The organism is Kitasatospora sp. NPDC002551, from assembly GCF_040296005.1.
GTDB lineage: Bacteria > Actinomycetota > Actinomycetes > Streptomycetales > Streptomycetaceae > Kitasatospora.
In genome coordinates, this window is record NZ_JBEOWI010000093.1 from 1 (window position 1) to 18,610 (window position 18,610).

The following is an 18,610-nucleotide window of genomic DNA, read 5'->3' on the forward strand; positions in this document are numbered from 1 at the left end:
ACATTCCGAACCCGGAAGCTAAGCCTCATAGCGCCGATGGTACTGCAGGGGGGACCCTGTGGGAGAGTAGGACGCCGCCGAACAATCATTCCAAAAAGACCCCCTCCGGTTCAGGAGGGGGTCTTTTTGCGTTTCCGGGGCGCGCAGGTCGCGCTGCCGGCCGCTGGCCGTGGCCGCGCCGAGAGCCCATCAAAATGGCGCTAAAACTCCCAGCTCAGGGCCCGTATCGCTGGCAAACCGGCGCCTGCGCCGTAGTCTCGAAGGCGAAGGGAACTGGTGTCCGGGATGGCCGCCAGGCTCGGCCGGATCAAGAATGGTGCACATGGGACGCGGCAGGCTGCGGATCTACCTCGGGGCGGCGCCCGGGGTCGGTAAGACGTACGCCATGCTCGCGGAGGCGCACCGGCGGTCGGAGCGGGGGACGGACGTCGTGGTGGCGTTCGTCGAGGACCACGGGCGCCGGCACACGGCCGAGCAGGTCACGGGGCTTGAGGTGGTGCCGCGACAGGTGCTGACGCACCGCGGGGCCGTGTTCACGGAGATGGACCTGGACGCGGTGCTGGCGCGCCGGCCGCAGGTGGCGCTGGTGGACGAGCTGGCGCACACCAATGTGCCGGGGTGCCGCAACGACAAGCGCTGGCAGGACGTCCAGGAGCTGCTCGCGGCCGGGATCGACGTCATCTCGACGGTGAACATCCAGCATCTGGAGTCGCTGGGTGACGTCGTCGAGGGCATCACGGGGGTGCGGCAGCGGGAGACCGTGCCGGACGAGGTGGTCCGCCGGGCCGACCAGATCGAGCTCGTCGACATGTCGCCGCAGGCGCTGCGGCGCCGGCTGGCGCACGGCAACGTGTACGCGCCGGAGAAGATCGACGCGGCGCTCGCCCACTACTTCCGGCCGGGGAACCTGACGGCGCTGCGCGAGCTGGCGCTGCTGTGGACGGCGGACCGGGTCGACGAGTACCTGCAGAAGTACCGGGCGGAGCAGGGCATCAAGGGGACCTGGCAGGCCCGCGAGCGGATCGTGGTCGGTCTGACGGGCGGTCCGGAGGGGGCGACCCTGATCCGGCGGGCGGCCCGGATCGCGGCCCGCGGCTCGGGCGGTGAACTGCTGGCCGTGCACATCTCCCGGTCGGACGGGCTGGCCGGCTCGGGCTCCGGTTCCTCGCAGACGCTGATCGAGCAGCGGGCGCTGGTGGAGAGCCTGGGCGGTTCGTACCACGCGGTGCTGGGCGACGACCCGGCGGCGGGGCTGCTGGACTTCGCGCGGGGGGTGAACGCGACGCAGATCGTGCTCGGCACCAGCCGGCGGCCGGCCTGGCAGTACGTCTACGGCCCGGGCGTGAGCGGCACGGTGACCCGGGAGTCGGGCGACATCGACGTGCACATCGTCACCCACGAGCACGCCGCGAAGGGGCGCGGGCGGATCCCGATCCGCAAGGTGACCGATCTGGGCCGGACGCGGACGATCGTGGGCTGGCTGATCGGGCTGGCGGGGCCGCCGCTGCTGGCGCTGGTGCTCACCAACGTCCACGGCCTGGGCCTGACCACGGACATGCTGCTGTTCCTGTCGCTGACGGTGTGCGCGGCGCTGGTGGGCGGACTGTTCCCGGCGATCGCCTCGGCGCTGGTCGGGTCCTCGGCGCTGAACTACTACTTCGCGCCGCCGATCCACACGTTCACGATCTCCGAGCCGCAGAACATCATGGCGGTGGCGATATTCACCGCGGTCGGCATGGCCGTGGCCTCGGTCGTCGACCTGGCGGCCCGGCGCACCCACCAGGCGGCCCGCAGCCAGACCGAGGCGCAGACGCTGAGCGCGCTGGCCGGCACGGTGCTGCGCGGGGAGCCGAACGGGGACGGGGTGCTGGCCGCGTTGCTGGAGCAGGTCCGGGAGACCTTCCAGCAGGAATCGGTGGCCCTGCTGGAGCGGCCCGACCGGGGCGGGGAGTGGCAGGCCGCGGCGACGGCGGGCCCGCGTCCCCCGGAGCGGCCGGAGACGGCCGACGTGGACGTGCCGATCGGGGAGACGCTGGCGCTGGTGCTGCGCGGCCGGGTGCTGCCGGGCGAGGACCGCCGGCTGCTCGGGGCGTTCGCCGCGCAGGCCGCCGTGGTGCTGGAGCGCCGGCGGCTGGCGGGGGAGGCGGCGGCCGCCCGGCGGGAGGCCGAGGGGAACCGGATCCGGACCGCGCTGCTGGCGGCCGTCTCGCACGATCTGCGCACGCCGCTCGCGGGGATCAAGGCCTCGGTGAGCTCGCTCCGCTCGGCGGACGTGGAGTGGGACGAGGAGGACGAGGCGGAGCTGCTGGCGGGGATCGAGGCCGGCGCCGACCGGCTCGACCATCTGATCAACAACCTGCTCGACATGAGCCGGCTGCAGACCGGGACGGTCACGCCGCTGATCCAGGAGACCGACCTGGACGAGGTGGTGCCGTTCGCGCTCGGCGGGGTGCCGCCGGGGGCGGTCCGGCTGGACGTGCCGGAGACGCTGCCGATGATCCGGGCCGACGGCGGGCTGCTGGAGCGGTCGCTGGCCAATCTGATCGAGAACGCCGTCAAGTACAGCCCGCACGGGGTGAAGGTGCTGGTCAAGGCCGACGCGCTGGAGCCGGCGGCCGGGCCGGGCCGGGTGGAGCTGCGGATCGTGGACCGCGGGCCGGGGGTGCCGGAGGAGGCCAAGGAGCGGATCTTCGCGCCGTTCCAGCGGTACGGGGACGCACCGCGCGGCGCCGGGGTGGGGCTCGGGCTCGCGGTGGCGCGCGGCTTCGTGGAGGCGATGGACGGCACGGTGTCCGCCGAGGACACGCCGGGCGGCGGGCTGACGATGGTCGTCACCCTGCCCGCCGTCGAACGCGCCCCGGACCGCGAGGGACCCGTCCCCGGCGGACCGGCCGACGGCGTCCCCGATCCCGGCTTCGCTGAGCCCGGCTTCGCTGAGCCCGGCTTCGCTGAGCCCGGCGCCCCAGCGCCGGGTGTCCCCGATCCCGGCGTCCCGCAGCCGGCCCCGCCTCCGGCATGATCACCCCCGTCCCCCGACGACCGCTGAACGACCACTTCCGATCAGACCGACAGCCCCGAAAGGCGGAGCCCGTATGACCCGGGTCCTCGTCGTGGACGACGAACCGCAGATCGTCCGCGCGCTGGTGATCAACCTCAAGGCCCGCAAGTACGAGGTCGACGCGGCGCACGACGGCACGAGCGCCCTGGAGCTCGCCGCCGCGCGCCACCCCGACGTCGTCGTCCTCGACCTCGGCCTGCCCGACATGGACGGGGTCGAGGTGATCAAGGGCCTGCGCGGCTGGACCCGGGTGCCGATCATCGTGCTCTCCGCCCGGCACGCCTCCGACGAGAAGGTCGAGGCGCTGGACGCCGGCGCCGACGACTACGTCACCAAGCCCTTCGGCATGGACGAACTGCTGGCCCGGATGCGCGCCGCCGTCCGCCGGGCCGAGCCGGTCACCGGGGAGGACGGCTCGGTGGTGGTCACCGACAGCTTCACCGTCGACCTGGCGGCGAAGAAGGTGAACCGGGACGGCACCGACGTCCGCCTTACCCCGACCGAGTGGCATCTGCTGGAGGTCCTGGTCCGCAACGCGGGCCGCCTGGTCAGCCAGACCCAGCTGCTCCAGGAGGTATGGGGGCCGGCCTACCGGACGGAGACGAACTACCTGCGGGTCTACCTCGCCCAGCTGCGGCGCAAGCTCGAACAGGACCCCTCGCACCCGCGGCACTTCATCACCGAGCCGGGCATGGGCTACCGCTTCGAGGGCTGAGCGGACGGGCCGCTCCCGGCGCCCCGGCGGCCGTCCCGGGACGTTCCCGGGGAGCCGGCGGGGCCCTCGCGGCCTGCCGCCGGGGCCCCCGGAACCGGTACCCTTCCGGCATGAGTGGTGACAACAGCAGCGGGCCGCCGCAGGGGCGCTTCCGCCGCATGCTCAGCCGGCTGACCTCCTCCACGGAGGAGTTGGAGGCCGAGGAGCTGCGGCAGGAGAGCGCCGCGGAGTCGGGCTGCACGCCGATCGCCAGCTGCGGGGACCGGCAGCTGGTCACCGTCGCGGGCACCCTGCGCACCGTGACGCTCCGCCCGCGGGCCGGTGTGCCCGCCCTGGAGGCGGAACTGTTCGACGGCACCGAGGCGCTGGACGTGGTCTGGCTCGGGCGCCGCTCCATCGCGGGCATCGAGCCGGGGCGCCGTCTGGTCGCCAGCGGCCGGATCAGTCACGCCCGCGGCCGTCGGGTGCTGTTCAACCCGCGCTACGAGCTGCGGCCGGTCGGACACGGGAGCGAGCGAGCGTGAGCAACCAGCCCGGCGGCGAGCCCGCCGCCCAGCTCGGCCTGGTCGATGTCGCCCGCGACGAGGAGGCGGCCCGGCAGGCGCAGGCCTCGCGGGAGGCCGCCGACACCGTGATGAAGGCGTTCGGCGGGGTCCGGGGCATGATCGACATGACCCTGCCCGGCCTGGTCTTCATCATCACCTACAACATCACCCACAAGGTGCCGGCGGCTGCCTGGGCGGCGCTGGGCCTGAGCGCGCTGTTCGTGGTGGCGCGGCTGCTCAAGCGGGAGACCGTCCAGCACGCCTTCAGCGGCGTGTTCGGCGTGGCCATCGGTGCCTGGATCTCGATGAAGACCGGCAAGGCGGAGAACTTCTACCTGCCGGGCCTGCTGTGGAACGTCGGCTACTGCGTGGGCCTGGCGGTCTCCGCGTTGGTCCGCTGGCCGCTGATCGGCATCATGCTCGGCCCGGTGACCGGCGAGATGTTCACCTGGCGCAAGCAGAACCCGGGCCGGCTGGCCGCCTACACCAAGGCCACCTGGGCGTGGGTGGCGATCATGGGCATCAAGCCGGTGATCCTCTTCCCGCTCTACTTCACCCACAACGTCAACCTGCTGGGCTGGCTCAAGGTCGCCCTGGGCATCCCGCCGCTGCTGCTGGCGATGTACGTGACCTGGCAGATCCTGCTGAAGGCGCCGCCGCCGATCAAGGCGCAGCTGGACGAGGAGCCGGCGGTGGGCGAGCACCCCGCCGACGAGTCGTCCGCCGGCCGGTAGCAGGCGGCCGGTCCACCGCCGAGGGCCCGCACTCCCAGCGAGTGCGGGCCCTCGGCGTCGTTCCGCGCGGGCTACTGGGCGCCGGCGGAGCCGGAGAGCAGGTCCTCCAGCTCCTCCTCGCGCTCCTGGGCGGCCACGAAGAGCAGCTCGTCGCCGCCCTCCAGGGTGTCGTCCTTGCCGGGCACCAGGACCCGGCCCTCGCGCAGGATCGTCACCAGCGCGGTGTCCGGCGGCCACGGGACGTCGCCGACCCGGGTGCCGACCAGTTCGGTGTCCTCGGCGAGGGTCAGCTCGACGAGGTTGGCGTTGCCCTGGCTGAAGCGCATCAGCCGGACCAGGTCGCCGACGCTGACCGCCTCCTCGACCAGGGCGGACATCAGGCGCGGGGTGGAGACGGCCACGTCCACGCCCCAGGACTCGTTGAAGAGCCACTCGTTCTTCGGGTTGTTCACCCGGGCGACCACCCGCGGCACGCCGTACTCGGTCTTGGCGAGCAGCGAGACGACCAGGTTGACCTTGTCGTCACCGGTGGCGGCGATCACCACGTGGCAGCGCTGCAGCGCCGCCTCGTCGAGCGAGGTGATCTCGCAGGCGTCGGCCAGCAGCCACTCGGCCATGGGTACCCGCTCCACCGAGATGGAGTTCGGGTTCTTGTCGATCAGCAGGACCTCGTGGCCGTTCTCCAGCAGCTCGCCCGCGATCGAGCGGCCGACGGCGCCGGCTCCGGCGATGGCGACTCGCATCAGTGACCTTCCTTCTGCGGGCCCTGCGCGAACGCGGCCTCGACCGCCGTCAGGTCGGCCCGGCGCAGCATCACGTGCACCAGGTCGCCCTCCTGCACCACCATCTGGGACGAGGGCAGCAGGCCCTCGCCGAGCCGGGTGACGAACGCCACCCGGGTGCCGGAGACGGCCTCCAGCTCGCTCAGCCGGTGGCCGACCCACTCCGGGGCGTAGGCGACCTCGGCGAGCTGGACGGCGCCGCTCGGGTCCTGCCAGAGCGGCTCGGCGCCGCTCGGCAGCAGGCGGCGCAGCATCTGGTCGGCCGTCCAGCGGACGGTGGCGACGGTGGGGATGCCCAGGCGCTGGTAGACCTCGGCGCGGCGGGGGTCGTAGATCCGGGCCGCGACGTTCTCCACGCCGAAGTTCTCCCGGGCCACCCGGGCGGCGATGATGTTGGAGTTGTCACCGCTGGAGACGGCGGCGAAGGCGCCCGCCTCCTCGATGCCGGCCTCCCGCAGGGTGTCCTGGTCGAAGCCGACGCCGGTCACCCGGCGCCCGTTGAACCCGGCGCCCAGGCGGCGGAAGGCCGTCGGGTCCTGGTCGACCACGGCCACCGAGTGGCCCTGTTTCTCCAGTGCGCGGGCGAGCGCGGAGCCCACCCGGCCGCAGCCCATGATGACGATGTGCACCGGCGCTACCTCACCCGTCCTATTGGGGCCATGACCTGCGCAAACACCGTTCGATCTCCGTTTCCCCGCCCCGTCGTCCGAGGCGGGCTTCTTCGTGGGGCTCGGTACGACAACCTGAGTGTTGCCCGCCTGCTCGTATCCGACACGCTAGCCGGTCCACCGAACACAGTCGCGACGAAGGGGGGCACGAACCGGGGGCGTGCGTCGGACCGGGCGCCGTCCTGCCCCTACGATTCCTTAACGTGCCTATGCCGACTGACCTACCGAAACGCATCCTCATCGGGCGTGCGTTGCGCAGCGACAAGCTGGGGGAGACGCTGCTCCCCAAGCGCATCGCGCTGCCCGTCTTCGCCTCGGACGCGCTCTCCTCGGTCGCGTACGCGCCCGAGGAGATCCTGCTGACCCTCTCCCTGGCGGGTGCCTCTGCCATCCACTTCTCGTGGCAGATCGGCGTCGTGGTCGCCATCGTGATGCTCGCGGTGGTGGCCTCGTACCGGCAGAACGTGCACGCCTACCCGAGCGGCGGCGGTGACTACGAGGTCGCCACCGTGAACCACGGCCCGAACTCCGGCCTGGTGGTCGCGAGCGCGCTGATGGTCGACTACATCCTCACCGTGGCGGTCTCCACCACCTCGGGCGTGGCCAACGTGGTGTCGGCGGTGCCGGCGCTGCGCGGCCACGAGCTGACCCTGTCGGTCGTCGTGGTCATCCTGTTGATGGGGATGAACCTGCGCGGCGTGCGGGAGTCCGGCACGGCCTTCGCCGTCCCGACCTACGCCTTCATGATCGGCGTGCTCGGCATGGTGGTGTACGGCGTGGTCCGGCACTTCGGGCTGGGGCAGGACATGCCGTCCGAGAGCTCCGGTTTCCACCTGGAGCCGACCCCCGGCAACGAGTCGCTGGCCGGCTTCGCGATGGTGTTCCTGCTGCTCAAGGCGTTCTCCTCGGGCTGTGCGGCGCTGACCGGCGTGGAGGCGATCTCCAACGGCGTGCCGGCGTTCCGCAAGCCGAAGAGCAAGAACGCGGCGACCACCCTGCTGATGATGGCGAGCATCGCCGTCGTGATGTTCATGGGCATCATCTGGCTGGCCCGGCTGACCGGCGTCCAGATGGCCGAGGAGCCGCATCAGCTGGTCGGCGCGCCCGGCGACTACCACCAGAAGACCGCGCTGGCCCAGATCAGCGAGGCGGTGTTCTCGAACTTCACGCCGGGCTTCTACTTCGTCGCCGCCGTCACCGGGCTGATCCTGGTGCTGGCCGCCAACACCGCGTTCAACGGCTTCCCGGTGCTGGGCTCGATCCTGGCGCAGGACCGCTACCTGCCGCGGCAGCTGCACACCCGCGGCGACCGGCTGGCCTTCTCCAACGGCATCATCCTGCTGGCGCTGGCCGCGATCCTGTTCATCATCGCCTTCGACGCGGACCCGACGCGGCTGATCCAGCTGTACATCGTCGGCGTCTTCGTGTCGTTCAACATGAGCCAGTCCGGCATGATCCGGCACTGGACCAGGAACCTGCGCACCGAGAGCGACCCGGCCAAGCGCCGCCACATGCAGCGCAGCCGGGCGATCAACACCTTCGGTCTGGTGATGACCATGGCGGTGCTGATCGTCGTGCTCGCCACCAAGATCAGCCACGCCTGGATCGCCATCGCGGCGATGGTCGTGCTGTTCGTGATGATGAAGGCGATCCGCCGGCACTACGACCGGGTCTCGGCGGAGCTGGTCGCCGCCGAGGAGCCGGACGACGTGGTGCTGCCCACCCGGGTGCACGCGATCGTGCTGGTCTCCAAGCTGCACAAGCCGGCGCTGCGGGCGCTGGCGTACGCGCGGCTCGCCCGGGCCCACACCCTGGAGGCGGTGACCGTGAACGTCGATCCGGCGGACACCGCGGCGCTGCGCGAGGAGTGGGACGAGCGGGGGATCGAGGTGCCGCTGAAGGTGCTGGACTCCCCGTACCGGGAGATCACCGGGCCGGTGCTGGACTACGTGAAGAACCTGCGCCGCAGCAGTCCGCGCGACGTGGTGTCGGTGTACATCCCGGAGTACGTGGTCGGCCACTGGTACGAGCACCTGCTGCACAACCAGAGCGCGCTGCGGCTCAAGGGCCGGCTGCTGTTCAAGCCGGGCGTGATGGTGACCTCGGTGCCGTGGCAGCTGGAGTCCTCGGAGCGTCGCAAGCCGCAGAAGGCCTGGTCGGCGCCGGGTTCCGTCCGGCGTGGTGAGCCCCGGGCGCCCAAGGCCGTAAAGTCGGAAGTCTCGGCGAAGCCCGCCGGCCCGGCCGACCGCAGCACGAAGGACTCCTCCCAGTGACCCGCAACACCCCGTCTCGTTCCCATGGCTCCTCCGGCTCCTCGGGCAAGGGCGCCCGCAAGGGCGGTGCCGCCGGCCGACCCGGGCAGGTCGCCCGGCCGCGCTGGGGCAAGCCGTCGCGCCCGGAGGCGACCGACCGCGACGGCTTCACCGCGCGGACGGCGCCGCTGGCTCCGGAGGAGCGCGCCCCGGAGCGCGTGGACGAGCCCGCGCGCCCGGAGCGCGGCGAGCGCGCCGAGCGCCCGCGCAAGCAGACCGTGCGCCCGCCGCGGGCGCTGCGCGACGCCGCCCGCGCGCCGCGGGCCGAGGCCGCGTCCAAGGCGCCCAGGGCGTCCAAGGCGACCGGGCCGGCCAAGGGCCCGAAGACGCCCAAGGCGCCCCAGGCCCCGAGGGTGCCCACCGGCGACCCGCTGGTCGGCGAGCGCTACGAGGTCGAGGTCGGCCCCGTCGCGCACGGCGGCGGGCACTGCGTGGCCCGGCACGAGGGCCGGGTGCTGTTCGTCCGGCACACGCTGCCGGGCGAGCGGGTGATCGCGCAGGTCACCGAGGGCACCACCACCTCGCGCTTCCTGCGGGCCGACGCGGTGGAGGTCCTGGAGCCCGCCAAGGACCGGATCGCGCCGCCGTGCCCGTTCGCCGGGCCCGGCAAGTGCGGCGGCTGCGACTGGCAGCACGTCACCCCGGGCGGCCAGCGCAAGCTCAAGGTGCAGGTGCTGACCGAGCAGCTGGCGAAGCTGGCCGGACTGACCCCGGCCGAGGCCGGCTGGGACGGCAGCGTCGAGCCGGTCGGCGGCAAGCTGCCGGCCGGCCAGGTGCCTGCCTGGCGCACCCGCGTCCAGTACGCCGTCGACCCGGCGAGCGGCAGGGTCGGGCTGCGCAAGCACCGCTCGCACGGGATCCAGCCGGTCGACCGCTGCCTGATCGCCGCCGAGGGTGTCACCGAGCTCGGTGTGGAGTCCCGCGACTGGCCGGGCGTCGCCTCGGTCGAGGCGATCGCCGCCTCCGGCTCGATGGACCGCCAGGTGGTCCTCACCCCGGCGCCGGGCGCCCAGCTGCCGCTGGTCGAGCTGGACCGTCCGGTCTCCATCGCCCGGATCGACGACCAGGGCAACACCCACCGGGTGCACGGCCGCAGCTTCGTGCGCGAGCGCGCCGCCGGGCGCACCTGGCGGGTCAGCAACGGCGGCTTCTGGCAGATCCACCCGGAGGCGCCGGACACCCTGGTCGACGCCGTGCTCGACGGCCTGGACCCGCAGTGGGGCGAGAACGCGCTCGACCTCTACTGCGGGGTGGGCCTGTTCGCGGGCGCGCTGGCCGACCGGGTCGGCGAGGACGGGGCGGTGCTCGGCATCGAGTCCGGCAAGCAGGCGGTGGCCGACGCCCGGCACAACCTGGCCGCGCTGGAGAACGTCCGGATCGAGTGCGACCGGGTCGAGGCGCTGCTGCCGCGCACCGGGATCACGGCGACCGACCTCATCGTGCTCGACCCGCCGCGCGCGGGCGCCGGGCGGGAGACCGTCGCCCACCTGTCCGGGCTCGGCGCCCGCCGGATCGCGTACGTGGCCTGCGACCCGGCGGCCCTCGCCCGGGACCTCGGGTTCTTCCGCGAGGGCGGCTACCGGCCGGTCTCGCTGCGGGCCTTCGACCTGTTCCCGATGACGCACCACTTCGAGTGCGTGGCGATCCTGGAGGCCGTCGGGGGCGAGTGAGCCCGCGCGGACGACGACGGAGGCGGCACCCGGGGTTTCCGGGTGCCGCCTCCGTCGTGTCGCCGCGGGCGGGTCAGGGCAGGGGGTGTTCCTCTTCCCGGTCGTCGTGCGGCAGGTCGATGCCGTGCTGGGCGGCGAGCCGGATCAGCGCGGCGATCCGGCCCTCGTACGCCTGGACGCCGTCGGCGTCCCCTTCGGCCCGGGCGGCCGCGAGTTCCTTGCTGGCCTGGGCGAGCTGCTCGCGCAGCTCCTGGTCGAACATGGCTGTCATTGCCGGCCTCCACACCGGTCGGTGCCGCTCCACGGAATGCTCAGGGCACTTCAGAGTCTCTGAAGGTGAAGAACTCTTCAAGTCTCGCTCCCGGCGGGCGCCGGGCGCGTCGGGCGGGCGTGCGCGGGGGCCACGCGCCCTTGTTGTGCTAGCACATCAGCGCTAGCTTGAGGTTCATGGGTAAGAAGCAGCTGAACGTCCGGGTGGACGCCACCACCGCGGAGATGGCCCGGGAACGGGCGGAGCAGCAGGGGATCAGCATGAACCAGTACATCGAGCGCCTGGTCCAGCAGGACATGGGCGAGGCCGGGCGGGTCTTCGTCGACGCGGCCGCGCAGTTCATGAAGGAGTACGAGACGGCGTTCCTCGCCGAGTTCGGCGAGCTGCGCGGCGGGGCCGACCTCCAGGACGTGCGCCGTTGAAACTGGAGGTCGACCTCTCGTGGCTGCTCATGACCGCCGAGCAGTACACACCCGGTGACCCGCAGGTCACCGACTACGGATCGCTGCTCGCCGCCGTCGCCCGGCACCAGGCCGAGATCTTCGACATCGCCGTCTACCCCGAACCGCAGGACCGCGCCGCCGCCCTCATGCACCAGCTGATCCGGGTGCCGGCGCTGGAGAAGACCAACGAACTGTTCGCCACCGCCGCCGCCTACGCCTACCTGGTGGCCAGCGGCTGCACGGTGGCGACCACGGCCCGCGAGGTCCGCAGCCTCGCCCGCGCCATCCGCGAGGGGCGGCTGACCGTCTCCGGGGTGGCCGACCGGCTGGCCGCCTGGGTGGTCGACGAGGCCGAGGACGAGGAGGTCAGCGGCGAGGACGACGACGACTCGGAGTGAGCGCGGGGCCGGCCCGGGCCCGCTCAGGCGCTCCCGGCCGGTTCGGCGATCAGCGCCGTCGCGAACGGACGGAAACCCGCCCGGCGGTAGATCCGGGCCACGTCCTCGTCGGCCGCGGACAGGAACACCGTGCGCACCCCGTTCGCCCGGGCGTGCGCGACCAGCGCCGCGGTGACCGCCTGCCCCAGCCCGCGCCGGCGCGCCGAGGGCAGCGTGCCCACGCCCGCCACCTCGGTGACCGCGCCGACCGGGTTGTGCTGGCCCGCGCACAGCGGCGTGCCGCCCTCGAACGCCGCGGCGAGCACCGTGTGCCCGGACCCGATCCGCTCGGCGACCCGCGCCGCCGTGCCGTCGGCCGCCACCGCCTCGGCCCCCGCGGCGAGCTCCACCGCTCCGGCACCGCCCACCCCGGTGCCCGGCTCGCCGAACGCCAGGTGCGGCACGGCCACCGCCTGCGCGAGCGCCGGATCGTCGGCGGCCAGCACCCGCACCGCCACCCCGTCCGGGGCGTCCGGCACGTCCTGCCGCGGACCCAGCACCAGCAGCGGGTGCTCGTGCACCGCCAGCCCCGCCTCCTCCACCGCCGCGCGCAGCAGCGGATCGTGCTCGGCCACCCACTCGAAGGCCTGCGGCAGACCCAGCTCGCGCTGACGGTCCAGCACCCGGCGGACGTCCTCGGCGGTGGCCGCCGGCCCCTCGTGGCCCAGCGCCGGCCGCGCGTAGTACGGCCAGCCGGCGCCCTCGCGGACGAATAGACTGAGCGGGCCGAAGTCCTCGACGCGCGCGGCCGCGCGCGGCACCGCGTCGTAGTAGCGCTCGATCTCCTCGAGGAGGTCGGGGTCGGGGGCGGCGGCTGCAAGATCGTCAGAGGTCACGCCGTGCATCCAAGCAGGACCGACGCGTTCCTGCCAGGGATTTGCGGCCCCGGCGGGCAACGGCCCCAAAGGGCCCCCGGCCACCCGGCGTCCGCCGGGGCCGCCCGGCTCGGGCATTTCCGCGCGATTGTTGCCGAACGCTTACAGGCCGGACGATCTTGTGTGCGGGCCCCATGACATCCTGGGGCCTTTACAGCTCTGCCGGACGGGAACGGCGGACGTCCGCGCTGGGCGAAGCGAGGGGGATGACTGGGTCATGAGGCTCTGCTTTCTGGTGGAGGAGCACTACCGGCACGACGGCATGCCGCTCGACGTCGTCCGCCGGCTCACCGCGTGGGGCCACCGGGTGGACGTGCTGCGCCCCGGCGACTCGCTGATGGCGATCTCCGAGGCCGTGCGCGCCGGGAGCCACGACGCCTGGGTGCTCAAGACCGTCTCCGGCGGGCCCGGCCTGACCCTGCTGGAGGCCGCCGCGGCCGTCGGCCTCACCACCGTCAACGACGTCCGCTCGATCCGCGGCGTCCGCGACAAGGCACTCGCCTCGGTCATCGCCCGCACCCGCGGACTGCCCGTCCCCGTCACCTACGCGGCCGCCCGCTGGGAACGGCTCGCCGAGATCCCCGCCGCCGAGTACCCACTGGTCGTCAAGCCCGCCGACGGCAGCTCGGGACGGGCCGTGCGGCTCGTCCGCGACCCCGGACACCTCGCCGAACTCGGCCCGCTGCTGGCCGGTGAGGGCCTGCTCATCGCCCAGCCCTACGTGCCCAACTCCGGCACCGACCTCAAGGTGTACTGCGTCGACGGCGAGCTCTACGCCACCGAGCGCTGCTCGCCGCTCAACCCCGACCAGGGCGTGCGCGAGCGGCAGGTGCCGCTGCCGGCCGAGGTCGCGCGGATCGCCGCCCAGGTCGGCGAGGTCTTCGGACTCGACCTCTACGGCGTCGACGTGCTGCTCGGCCCGGACGGGCCGGTGGTCGTCGACATCAACGACTTCCCGAGCTTCCGGCAGGTACCGGACGCGGTCGCCCGGGTCGCGCGGGCGATCCTGCGGCTGGCCCGCACCGGCACGGCCGTCACGGCGCCCGCGGTCGCGCTGGACGCCTCCGGACTGGAGGCCGTCGCACTCGGCACCGGGGCGGTCCGGATGCCCGCCCAGGGCGGCGCCGCCCTCGGGATCGGCGGGGTCGGAGCGGCCGGCCTCGGCGGCGTCGGCGTCGGCGGCCCGCTGTGAGGATCGGCCTGATCACCGCCGCGCCCGACCACCCGCTGCTCGCCGCGGCCGGCGCCCTGCTGACCGCGCGCGGCCACCGCGTCGAGGCGCTCGACCCCCGTGGACCGGCGGGCGACGGCCCGCTCGCCGACGTCTACCTGCTCAAGGCCCGCACCCCGGCCGCCCTCGCCCTCGCCCGGTCACTGGAGGAACGCGGCGCCCCCGTCGTCAACCCGGCCGCCGCCACCGAACTCTGCCAGGACCGCACCGCCATGGCCGAACTCGCCCGGCGGGCCGGCCTGCCCTTCGCCCCCACCCGCACCGCCGACGGCCCCGCCGCGCTGCTCGCCCTCGCCGAGGCGGGCGAACTCGCGCTGCCGCTGGTCGTCAAGAGCCGGCACAGCCGCCGCCACGACCTCGTCGCCCGGGTCGACGGCCTCACCCGGCTGCGCGCCCTCGCCGAACAGTGGCCCGGCGAACCCGTCGTCGCCCAGCCCTACCTGCCGAGCACCGGCTGGGACCAGAAGCTCTGGGTCGTCGCCGGACAGCTCTTCTGCACCCGCCGGCGCTCCGAACTCGCCGACCCCGGCCACACCGCGCAGCCGCACGGCCCCGCCGGCTTCGGGCCCGGCGACCTGCCCGCCGAACGGGCCCGGCTCGCCCTGCGGGTCGGTGAGGTGTTCGGCCTCGACGTCTACGGCGTCGACCTGCTGGACGGGCCCGACGAGGCGGTCGTCGTCGACGTCAACGCCTTCCCCGGCATCCGCGGGCAGGCCGGCGCACCCGAGGCGCTGGCCGCGCTCGCCCTGCGCGCCGCCGCGGCGGGCAGCCGGGGGAGCCGGCCGCTGCCCGGCCCGCGCACGGCCGCCCCGGCGGATGCGGGCCCCGGCGCCACCGCTCGTTAGGCTGGCACCCCGGCCCGAGCACCCGACCGGGCCGCGAGAGAAGACGGACCCTTGCTGCAGGACATCGAGCCCTACCTGGCCTGCCCGCACTGCGCGCAGCCGCTCACCCTCGACGGGCGCACCCTGCGCTGCCCCGCCGGACACAGCCACGACGTCGCCAAGCAGGGCTACGTCAGCCTGCTCGCCGGCGACGCCCACACCGGCACCGGCGACACCGCCGACATGGTCGCCGCCCGCAGCGACTTCCTCGCCGCCGGCCACTACCGGCCCATCGCCGACGCCCTCGCCGAGGCCGCCGCCGACGCCGGCCCCGAAGGACTCGTCGCCGACCTCGGCGCCGGCACCGGCCACTACCTCGCCCACGTCCTCGACGCCCTCCCCGGCCGGCCCGGCGCCGCCCTCGACATCTCCAAGTACGCGCTGCGCCGCGCCGCCCGGGCCCACCCCCGGATCGGCGCCGTGGTCTGCGACGCGTGGCGCCCGCTGCCGCTGCTGGACGCCTCCGCCGGACTCGTCCTCAACGTGTTCGCCCCGCGCAACGGCCCCGAACTGCGGCGCGTGCTGCGGCCCGGCGCCACCCTGCTGCTCGTCGCACCCACCCCGCGCCACCTGCGCGAACTCGTCACCGCCCTCGGGCTGCTGTCGGTCGACGAGGAGAAGCAGCGGCGCATCGACGAGAAGCTCGGGCCGCACCTGACACCGGCCGGGCAGCGCGAGGTCGAGTTCACGCTGCGGCTGTCCGCCGAGGACGTGCGGACCGTGGTCGGCATGGGGCCGAGCGCCTGGCACACCGACCCGGACCGGCTGGCGCGGCGGCTCGCCGCCCTGCCGGACCCGGTCGAGGTGACGGCCTCCGTCACCGTCGCCGCCTACCGGCGCTGAACCACGCCGCCGCCCTGGCCGCCGCCGGGCCCGGCCCCGCGCCGGGAGGGGCGCGGGCCCGGCCACCGCGCGCCGGTGCCACCCCGATGGGATGAATCTGCCGGGCAGGCACGTTTCTGCCTCCCGACCGGCGGCTAACGTCCGACGGGTGAACCGCGACGCGACCCGGCCCGCCGTGCCGGCCCACCCGCAGCAGCGCAGCCCGGACCCCGGCGTGCCGACCGTCCAACGCCCGATCGTCGAGGAGATCCGGCTCATCTCCTTCAAGTCCTACCGGCGCGCGACCCTCCCGCTCGCGCCCCTCACCGTGCTGCACGGCCCCGCCGGCGTCGGCAAGTCCAACGCCCTCGACGCCCTCGCCGTCCTCTCCCGGCTCGCCCTCGGCGAGGAGATCGGCGCCTCCCTCGACGGACGGCCCGGCACCACCGGCCCGCTCGCCACCCCCGTCCGCGGCGGCCTCGACGGCTGCGTCCCGCACGGCCGCAACGCCCTCATCCTCGGCTGCACCGTCCGCTCCCCGGACGGGACGATCGGCCTCGAAGCCGTCGTCCGCACCGACGGCCCCGTCCGCATCGCCCGGGAACAGCTCACCCTCGACGGGCAGACCCTCGTCGAGACCGGCGAACAGGACCTGCGCAAAGGCCGCGTCAACGTCAGCTGGCACAACGACACCCGGCAGGGCGACATCCGCGCCCCGTTCCCCAGCGACACGCTGATCACCGCCCAGATCCCCCTGCGGGTCGCCGGCTCCTCGCCCGGCGAACGCAAGGTCCTCGCCGCCGCCGAACAACTGCTCACCGCGCTGCGCGAGGTCTTCCCCGTCCACCCCGTGCCCGCCCTCATGCGCGGCTGGGCCCGCCCCGACCCGCAGGCCCGGCTGCTCAGCACCGCCGCCAACATCTCCGCCGTCGTCGCCCGGCTCGGCAACGAGTGCCCCCGCCGCTACGGGCAACTGCTGCGCGTCGTCCAGTCCGCCGCCCCGCACCCGCTGCTCGGCCTCGACCTCGCCCACCGCGGCAGCGGCAACGACCAGCGGGTGCTCGCCGTCTTCGACGAGGGGCTGCTCGGGCGCACCGGTGCCGACCAGGCCTCCGACGGCATGCTGCGCCACCTCGCGTTCGCCGCCGTGCTGCTCACCGGCGCCGGGGTGCTGGACCTCGACGTGGCCATCGAGGTGCCGTGGGCGCAGCGGCAGCTCACCGTGCTCGCCGACGACCTCGGGGCCGGGCTCGGCACCGACCAGACCGCTTCGCTGCTGCGGCTCGCGCGGGACATGGCCGGGCGCAACCAGCTGCGGGTCTGCGCCACGCTGCAGGAGCCGGCCGCGGCGCGGGACGCACTGGGCGCGGCGGGCGAACTGCCGCCGGGGGTGGCGGTGGTGGAGTGCCGGCGCGACCCCGGCTCGGGGCTGACAGTGCTGCGGGCGGAGACGGCGCGGGTGCCGGTCCAGGCGGCGCGGGACGGCTCGTCGGCCTCTCCCGTGCCCGCGCCTCGTCCGGCGGCCGGTTCGGCGTCCGGTCCGGTGTCGGGCGATGCGGTAAACCTGGACGGGTGAACGAACGAGAGACCGACATCCCCGGGCCCACGCTGGAAGGGCTGCGGCAGCGGCTGACGGAGTTCGCCGCGGCGCGCCGCTGGGAGCCCTTCCACACGCCCAAGAACCTCGCCGCGGCGCTGACGGTGGAGGCCGGCGAGCTGCTGGAGATCTTCCAGTGGCTCACGCCCGAGCAGGCGTCCGCGGTGATGGCCGATCCGGACCGCGCCCACCGGGTGCGGGACGAGGTGGCCGACGTGCTCGCCTACCTGCTCCAGTTCTGCACGGCGGTCGGGGTCGACCCGCTGACCGCCCTGGAGGCCAAGATCGAGCGCAACGAGCTGCGCTTCCCGGCCCCCGGGGCACCCGGTGACGTCAACCCGGAGGGAGCCTCCTAATCCTCGTGGGGGACGGAAGTTGTCCACAGCCCCCGGGTTTTCCACAGCTTTCCGCTGCTCGCCCGCACCCCCTTCCGTCCCGGCGCACCCTCTCACCGTGACCGCGCGGCAGGGCGCCGCGCGAGCGACGGAAGGAGCGTGCGGCATGGAGGCGCTGCGCCTGATCAAGACCGCCCGGCACGCCCTGGCGGAGACCAGGAACATCCCGGACGTGCTGGCCGAGGCCCGGCAGGCGGCGCTGCTCGCCGAGGCGGTGGGCACCCGGCTCGCGCGGGAGGAGGACGGCGAACTCGTCGGCCTCGGGAGTCTGTTGGCCGAGGCGGCGATGCACGCGGCGTGCTGCCTGGACCATGCGACGGGGGACGTGGCGGCGGTGTCGGCCTTCGGGCCCGGCAGCCGGGCCCGAAGGCTCGGGGACCTCGGCGAGCTCGGGCCGATGCTGGACGAACTCGCCGGGCTCCTGCGGGACATCGGGGAGACGCTGGTCGTGCTGGCCTGCGGGGCCGACACCGAGAGCCTCTACTGGGCGTGCATCGACGGCGTCGACGCCGGGGCGGAGTGCACCCAGCTGGTCGGCCAACTGCGCGACGCCGTGCGGAGGATCGAGGGCGAGCGACCCGGGGAGGCGGAGAGCGCCGAGCGTTTACTGGTGCTCGAACTCGAGCCGCCGGGTCAGCGGGCGGCGGCGGGCCCGCCGTCCTCGTCGGTGGAGGAGGTGGTGGCGGCACCGGTGGCCTGAAGGCCGGCGAGGTCCGCGGTGAGTGAGGCGAGCAGGTCCTGCATCTGCTCCAGCAGCGTCTTCGGGGCGGCCGGCGCCGCCGTCCCGTCGACGGCGGAGGCCTCGGACCAGGGCTCGGGCATGAGGGCACCTCTTCGGATCGGTGGTGCGGTGCGGTCGGCCGGACGCGGCCCGCCGCTGCACCCGACGAACACCCCGCGGCGTGGTCACCGTTCACCACCCGATCCGGCAACGGGGTACCCCTCGGATGGCCGCCGCTCCGCCCCGCCCGGGGCGCGGAGCGCCTGGGCCCCTGGGCGGCGGCGGCCCGCCCACCCGGCGGGCCGCCGCCGGGGAAGGGCCGTGGTGAACGGGGCCGTGGGACAACGGGATAGCGGGAGTGGGTGGGAGCGGGAAGGGAGGGGGAGGGGGGAGGGGGCGGGCCCCCCCCCCCGCCCCCCAGAGGCCCCCCAAGAAAAAAAACCCCAGGGA

General features: G+C 74.2%; 18 protein-coding genes, 1 rRNA gene and 2 pseudogenes. 16 read left to right on the forward strand and 5 right to left on the reverse strand.

The annotated features are described in order from the left end of the window. The 5 genes from rrf to ABT093_RS38670 all read left to right on the forward strand — a co-directional run. Positions 1-83, forward strand: a 5S ribosomal RNA gene (gene rrf, locus ABT093_RS38650); the annotation flags it as partial. Positions 84-322: 239 nt separating this feature from the next. Beyond that, entirely contained in the window at positions 323-3,019 is a 2,697-nt protein-coding gene (locus ABT093_RS38655) for an ATP-binding protein (protein WP_350572171.1), read from the forward strand. Between the two features lie 73 nt (positions 3,020-3,092). Then, the gene (locus ABT093_RS38660) at positions 3,093-3,773 is read left to right on the forward strand and encodes a response regulator (RefSeq protein ID WP_350572172.1); all 681 of its coding nucleotides are present in this window, start codon (positions 3,093-3,095) and stop codon (positions 3,771-3,773) included. Between the two features lie 110 nt (positions 3,774-3,883). Next, positions 3,884-4,297, forward strand: a complete 414-nt coding sequence (locus ABT093_RS38665) for an OB-fold nucleic acid binding domain-containing protein (protein ID WP_350572173.1) — start codon at positions 3,884-3,886, stop codon at positions 4,295-4,297. Continuing rightward, a complete protein-coding gene (locus ABT093_RS38670; RefSeq protein ID WP_350572174.1) occupies positions 4,294-5,052 on the forward strand; it encodes a DUF3159 domain-containing protein in 759 nt (252 codons plus the stop codon). The genes ABT093_RS38665 and ABT093_RS38670 overlap by 4 nt, the downstream gene beginning before the upstream one ends. Positions 5,053-5,123: 71 nt before the next feature. Here ABT093_RS38670 and ABT093_RS38675 read toward each other — a convergent pair whose 3' ends face one another. Both ABT093_RS38675 and ABT093_RS38680 read right to left on the reverse strand, forming a co-directional pair. Beyond that, entirely contained in the window at positions 5,124-5,795 is a 672-nt protein-coding gene (locus ABT093_RS38675; protein ID WP_350572175.1) for a potassium channel family protein, read from the reverse strand. Continuing rightward, positions 5,795-6,463 (reverse strand): potassium channel family protein, encoded by a 669-nt coding sequence (locus ABT093_RS38680; RefSeq protein ID WP_350572176.1) that lies wholly within the window; start codon positions 6,461-6,463, stop codon positions 5,795-5,797. The genes ABT093_RS38675 and ABT093_RS38680 overlap by 1 nt, the downstream gene beginning before the upstream one ends. A gap of 248 nt (positions 6,464-6,711) precedes the next feature. Between ABT093_RS38680 and ABT093_RS38685 the strand changes: the two genes are divergently transcribed. From ABT093_RS38685 to ABT093_RS41080, 3 genes and pseudogenes are all read left to right on the forward strand, one after another. Continuing rightward, positions 6,712-8,775, forward strand: a complete 2,064-nt coding sequence (locus ABT093_RS38685) for an APC family permease (protein ID WP_502884418.1) — start codon at positions 6,712-6,714, stop codon at positions 8,773-8,775. Between the two features lie 392 nt (positions 8,776-9,167). After that, positions 9,168-9,350, forward strand: a pseudogene (locus ABT093_RS41075) (TRAM domain-containing protein); the annotation flags it as partial. Between the two features lie 696 nt (positions 9,351-10,046). Next, a pseudogene (locus tag ABT093_RS41080) lies at positions 10,047-10,484 on the forward strand (class I SAM-dependent RNA methyltransferase); the annotation flags it as partial. 73 nt (positions 10,485-10,557) lie between these two features. On the opposite strand, the gene ABT093_RS38695 reads toward ABT093_RS41080, so the two are convergent. Continuing rightward, positions 10,558-10,755 (reverse strand): hypothetical protein, encoded by a 198-nt coding sequence (locus ABT093_RS38695; RefSeq protein ID WP_350572178.1) that lies wholly within the window; start codon positions 10,753-10,755, stop codon positions 10,558-10,560. A gap of 176 nt (positions 10,756-10,931) precedes the next feature. Between ABT093_RS38695 and ABT093_RS38700 the strand changes: the two genes are divergently transcribed. Together ABT093_RS38700 and ABT093_RS38705 are read left to right on the forward strand one after the other, a co-directional pair. Next, positions 10,932-11,177 carry a toxin-antitoxin system HicB family antitoxin gene (locus ABT093_RS38700; RefSeq protein ID WP_350572179.1) on the forward strand — a complete coding sequence of 82 codons (246 nt, stop codon included), beginning with the start codon at positions 10,932-10,934 and terminating at the stop codon, positions 11,175-11,177. Next, positions 11,174-11,596: a fic family toxin-antitoxin system, toxin component gene (locus ABT093_RS38705; protein ID WP_350555545.1), complete on the forward strand. Its 423-nt coding sequence runs from the start codon at positions 11,174-11,176 to the stop codon at positions 11,594-11,596. The genes ABT093_RS38700 and ABT093_RS38705 overlap by 4 nt, the downstream gene beginning before the upstream one ends. Before the next feature lie 23 nt (positions 11,597-11,619). On the opposite strand, the gene ABT093_RS38710 is transcribed toward ABT093_RS38705, so the two are convergent. Then, positions 11,620-12,480 (reverse strand): GNAT family N-acetyltransferase, encoded by an 861-nt coding sequence (locus tag ABT093_RS38710; RefSeq protein WP_502884419.1) that lies wholly within the window; start codon positions 12,478-12,480, stop codon positions 11,620-11,622. Positions 12,481-12,727: 247 nt separating this feature from the next. Here ABT093_RS38710 and ABT093_RS38715 point away from each other — a divergent pair, with 247 nt between their 5' ends. The 6 genes from ABT093_RS38715 to ABT093_RS38740 all read left to right on the forward strand — a co-directional run bounded on the left by ABT093_RS38715 (position 12,728) and on the right by ABT093_RS38740 (position 18,139). After that, entirely contained in the window at positions 12,728-13,702 is a 975-nt protein-coding gene (locus ABT093_RS38715; protein ID WP_350572181.1) for an ATP-grasp domain-containing protein, read from the forward strand. Beyond that, positions 13,699-14,586 (forward strand): ATP-grasp domain-containing protein, encoded by an 888-nt coding sequence (locus tag ABT093_RS38720; protein ID WP_350572182.1) that lies wholly within the window; start codon positions 13,699-13,701, stop codon positions 14,584-14,586. The genes ABT093_RS38715 and ABT093_RS38720 overlap by 4 nt, the downstream gene beginning before the upstream one ends. Before the next feature lie 51 nt (positions 14,587-14,637). Continuing rightward, the gene (locus tag ABT093_RS38725; protein ID WP_350572183.1) at positions 14,638-15,468 is read left to right on the forward strand and encodes a putative RNA methyltransferase; all 831 of its coding nucleotides are present in this window, start codon (positions 14,638-14,640) and stop codon (positions 15,466-15,468) included. A gap of 148 nt (positions 15,469-15,616) precedes the next feature. After that, positions 15,617-17,023 (forward strand): AAA family ATPase, encoded by a 1,407-nt coding sequence (locus tag ABT093_RS38730; protein WP_350572184.1) that lies wholly within the window; start codon positions 15,617-15,619, stop codon positions 17,021-17,023. Beyond that, positions 17,020-17,400 carry a nucleotide pyrophosphohydrolase gene (locus tag ABT093_RS38735; RefSeq protein WP_350572185.1) on the forward strand — a complete coding sequence of 127 codons (381 nt, stop codon included), beginning with the start codon at positions 17,020-17,022 and terminating at the stop codon, positions 17,398-17,400. Before ABT093_RS38730 ends, ABT093_RS38735 begins: the two co-directional genes overlap by 4 nt. Before the next feature lie 145 nt (positions 17,401-17,545). Beyond that, positions 17,546-18,139 (forward strand): DUF6099 family protein, encoded by a 594-nt coding sequence (locus ABT093_RS38740; protein WP_350572186.1) that lies wholly within the window; start codon positions 17,546-17,548, stop codon positions 18,137-18,139. On the opposite strand, the gene ABT093_RS38745 is transcribed toward ABT093_RS38740, so the two are convergent. Beyond that, positions 18,073-18,261 carry a hypothetical protein gene (locus ABT093_RS38745; RefSeq protein WP_350572187.1) on the reverse strand — a complete coding sequence of 63 codons (189 nt, stop codon included), beginning with the start codon at positions 18,259-18,261 and terminating at the stop codon, positions 18,073-18,075. The two genes, ABT093_RS38740 and ABT093_RS38745, sit on opposite strands and share 67 nt — an antisense overlap. Positions 18,262-18,610: the final 349 nt, after the last annotated feature.

Coding starts and splice junctions, on each gene's coding strand:
- ABT093_RS38655 (WP_350572171.1), top strand. CDS start 323: ATGGGACGCGGCAGGCTGCGGATCTACCTCGGGGCGGCGCCCGGGGTC.
- ABT093_RS38660 (WP_350572172.1), top strand. CDS start 3,093: ATGACCCGGGTCCTCGTCGTGGACGACGAACCGCAGATCGTCCGCGCG.
- ABT093_RS38665 (WP_350572173.1), top strand. CDS start 3,884: ATGAGTGGTGACAACAGCAGCGGGCCGCCGCAGGGGCGCTTCCGCCGC.
- ABT093_RS38675 (WP_350572175.1), bottom strand. CDS start 5,795: ATGCGAGTCGCCATCGCCGGAGCCGGCGCCGTCGGCCGCTCGATCGCG.
- ABT093_RS38685 (WP_502884418.1), top strand. CDS start 6,712: ATGCCGACTGACCTACCGAAACGCATCCTCATCGGGCGTGCGTTGCGC.
- ABT093_RS38695 (WP_350572178.1), bottom strand. CDS start 10,755: ATGACAGCCATGTTCGACCAGGAGCTGCGCGAGCAGCTCGCCCAGGCC.
- ABT093_RS38700 (WP_350572179.1), top strand. CDS start 10,932: ATGGGTAAGAAGCAGCTGAACGTCCGGGTGGACGCCACCACCGCGGAG.
- ABT093_RS38710 (WP_502884419.1), bottom strand. CDS start 12,480: ATGCACGGCGTGACCTCTGACGATCTTGCAGCCGCCGCCCCCGACCCC.
- ABT093_RS38715 (WP_350572181.1), top strand. CDS start 12,728: ATGAGGCTCTGCTTTCTGGTGGAGGAGCACTACCGGCACGACGGCATG.
- ABT093_RS38740 (WP_350572186.1), top strand. CDS start 17,546: ATGGAGGCGCTGCGCCTGATCAAGACCGCCCGGCACGCCCTGGCGGAG.
- ABT093_RS38745 (WP_350572187.1), bottom strand. CDS start 18,261: ATGCCCGAGCCCTGGTCCGAGGCCTCCGCCGTCGACGGGACGGCGGCG.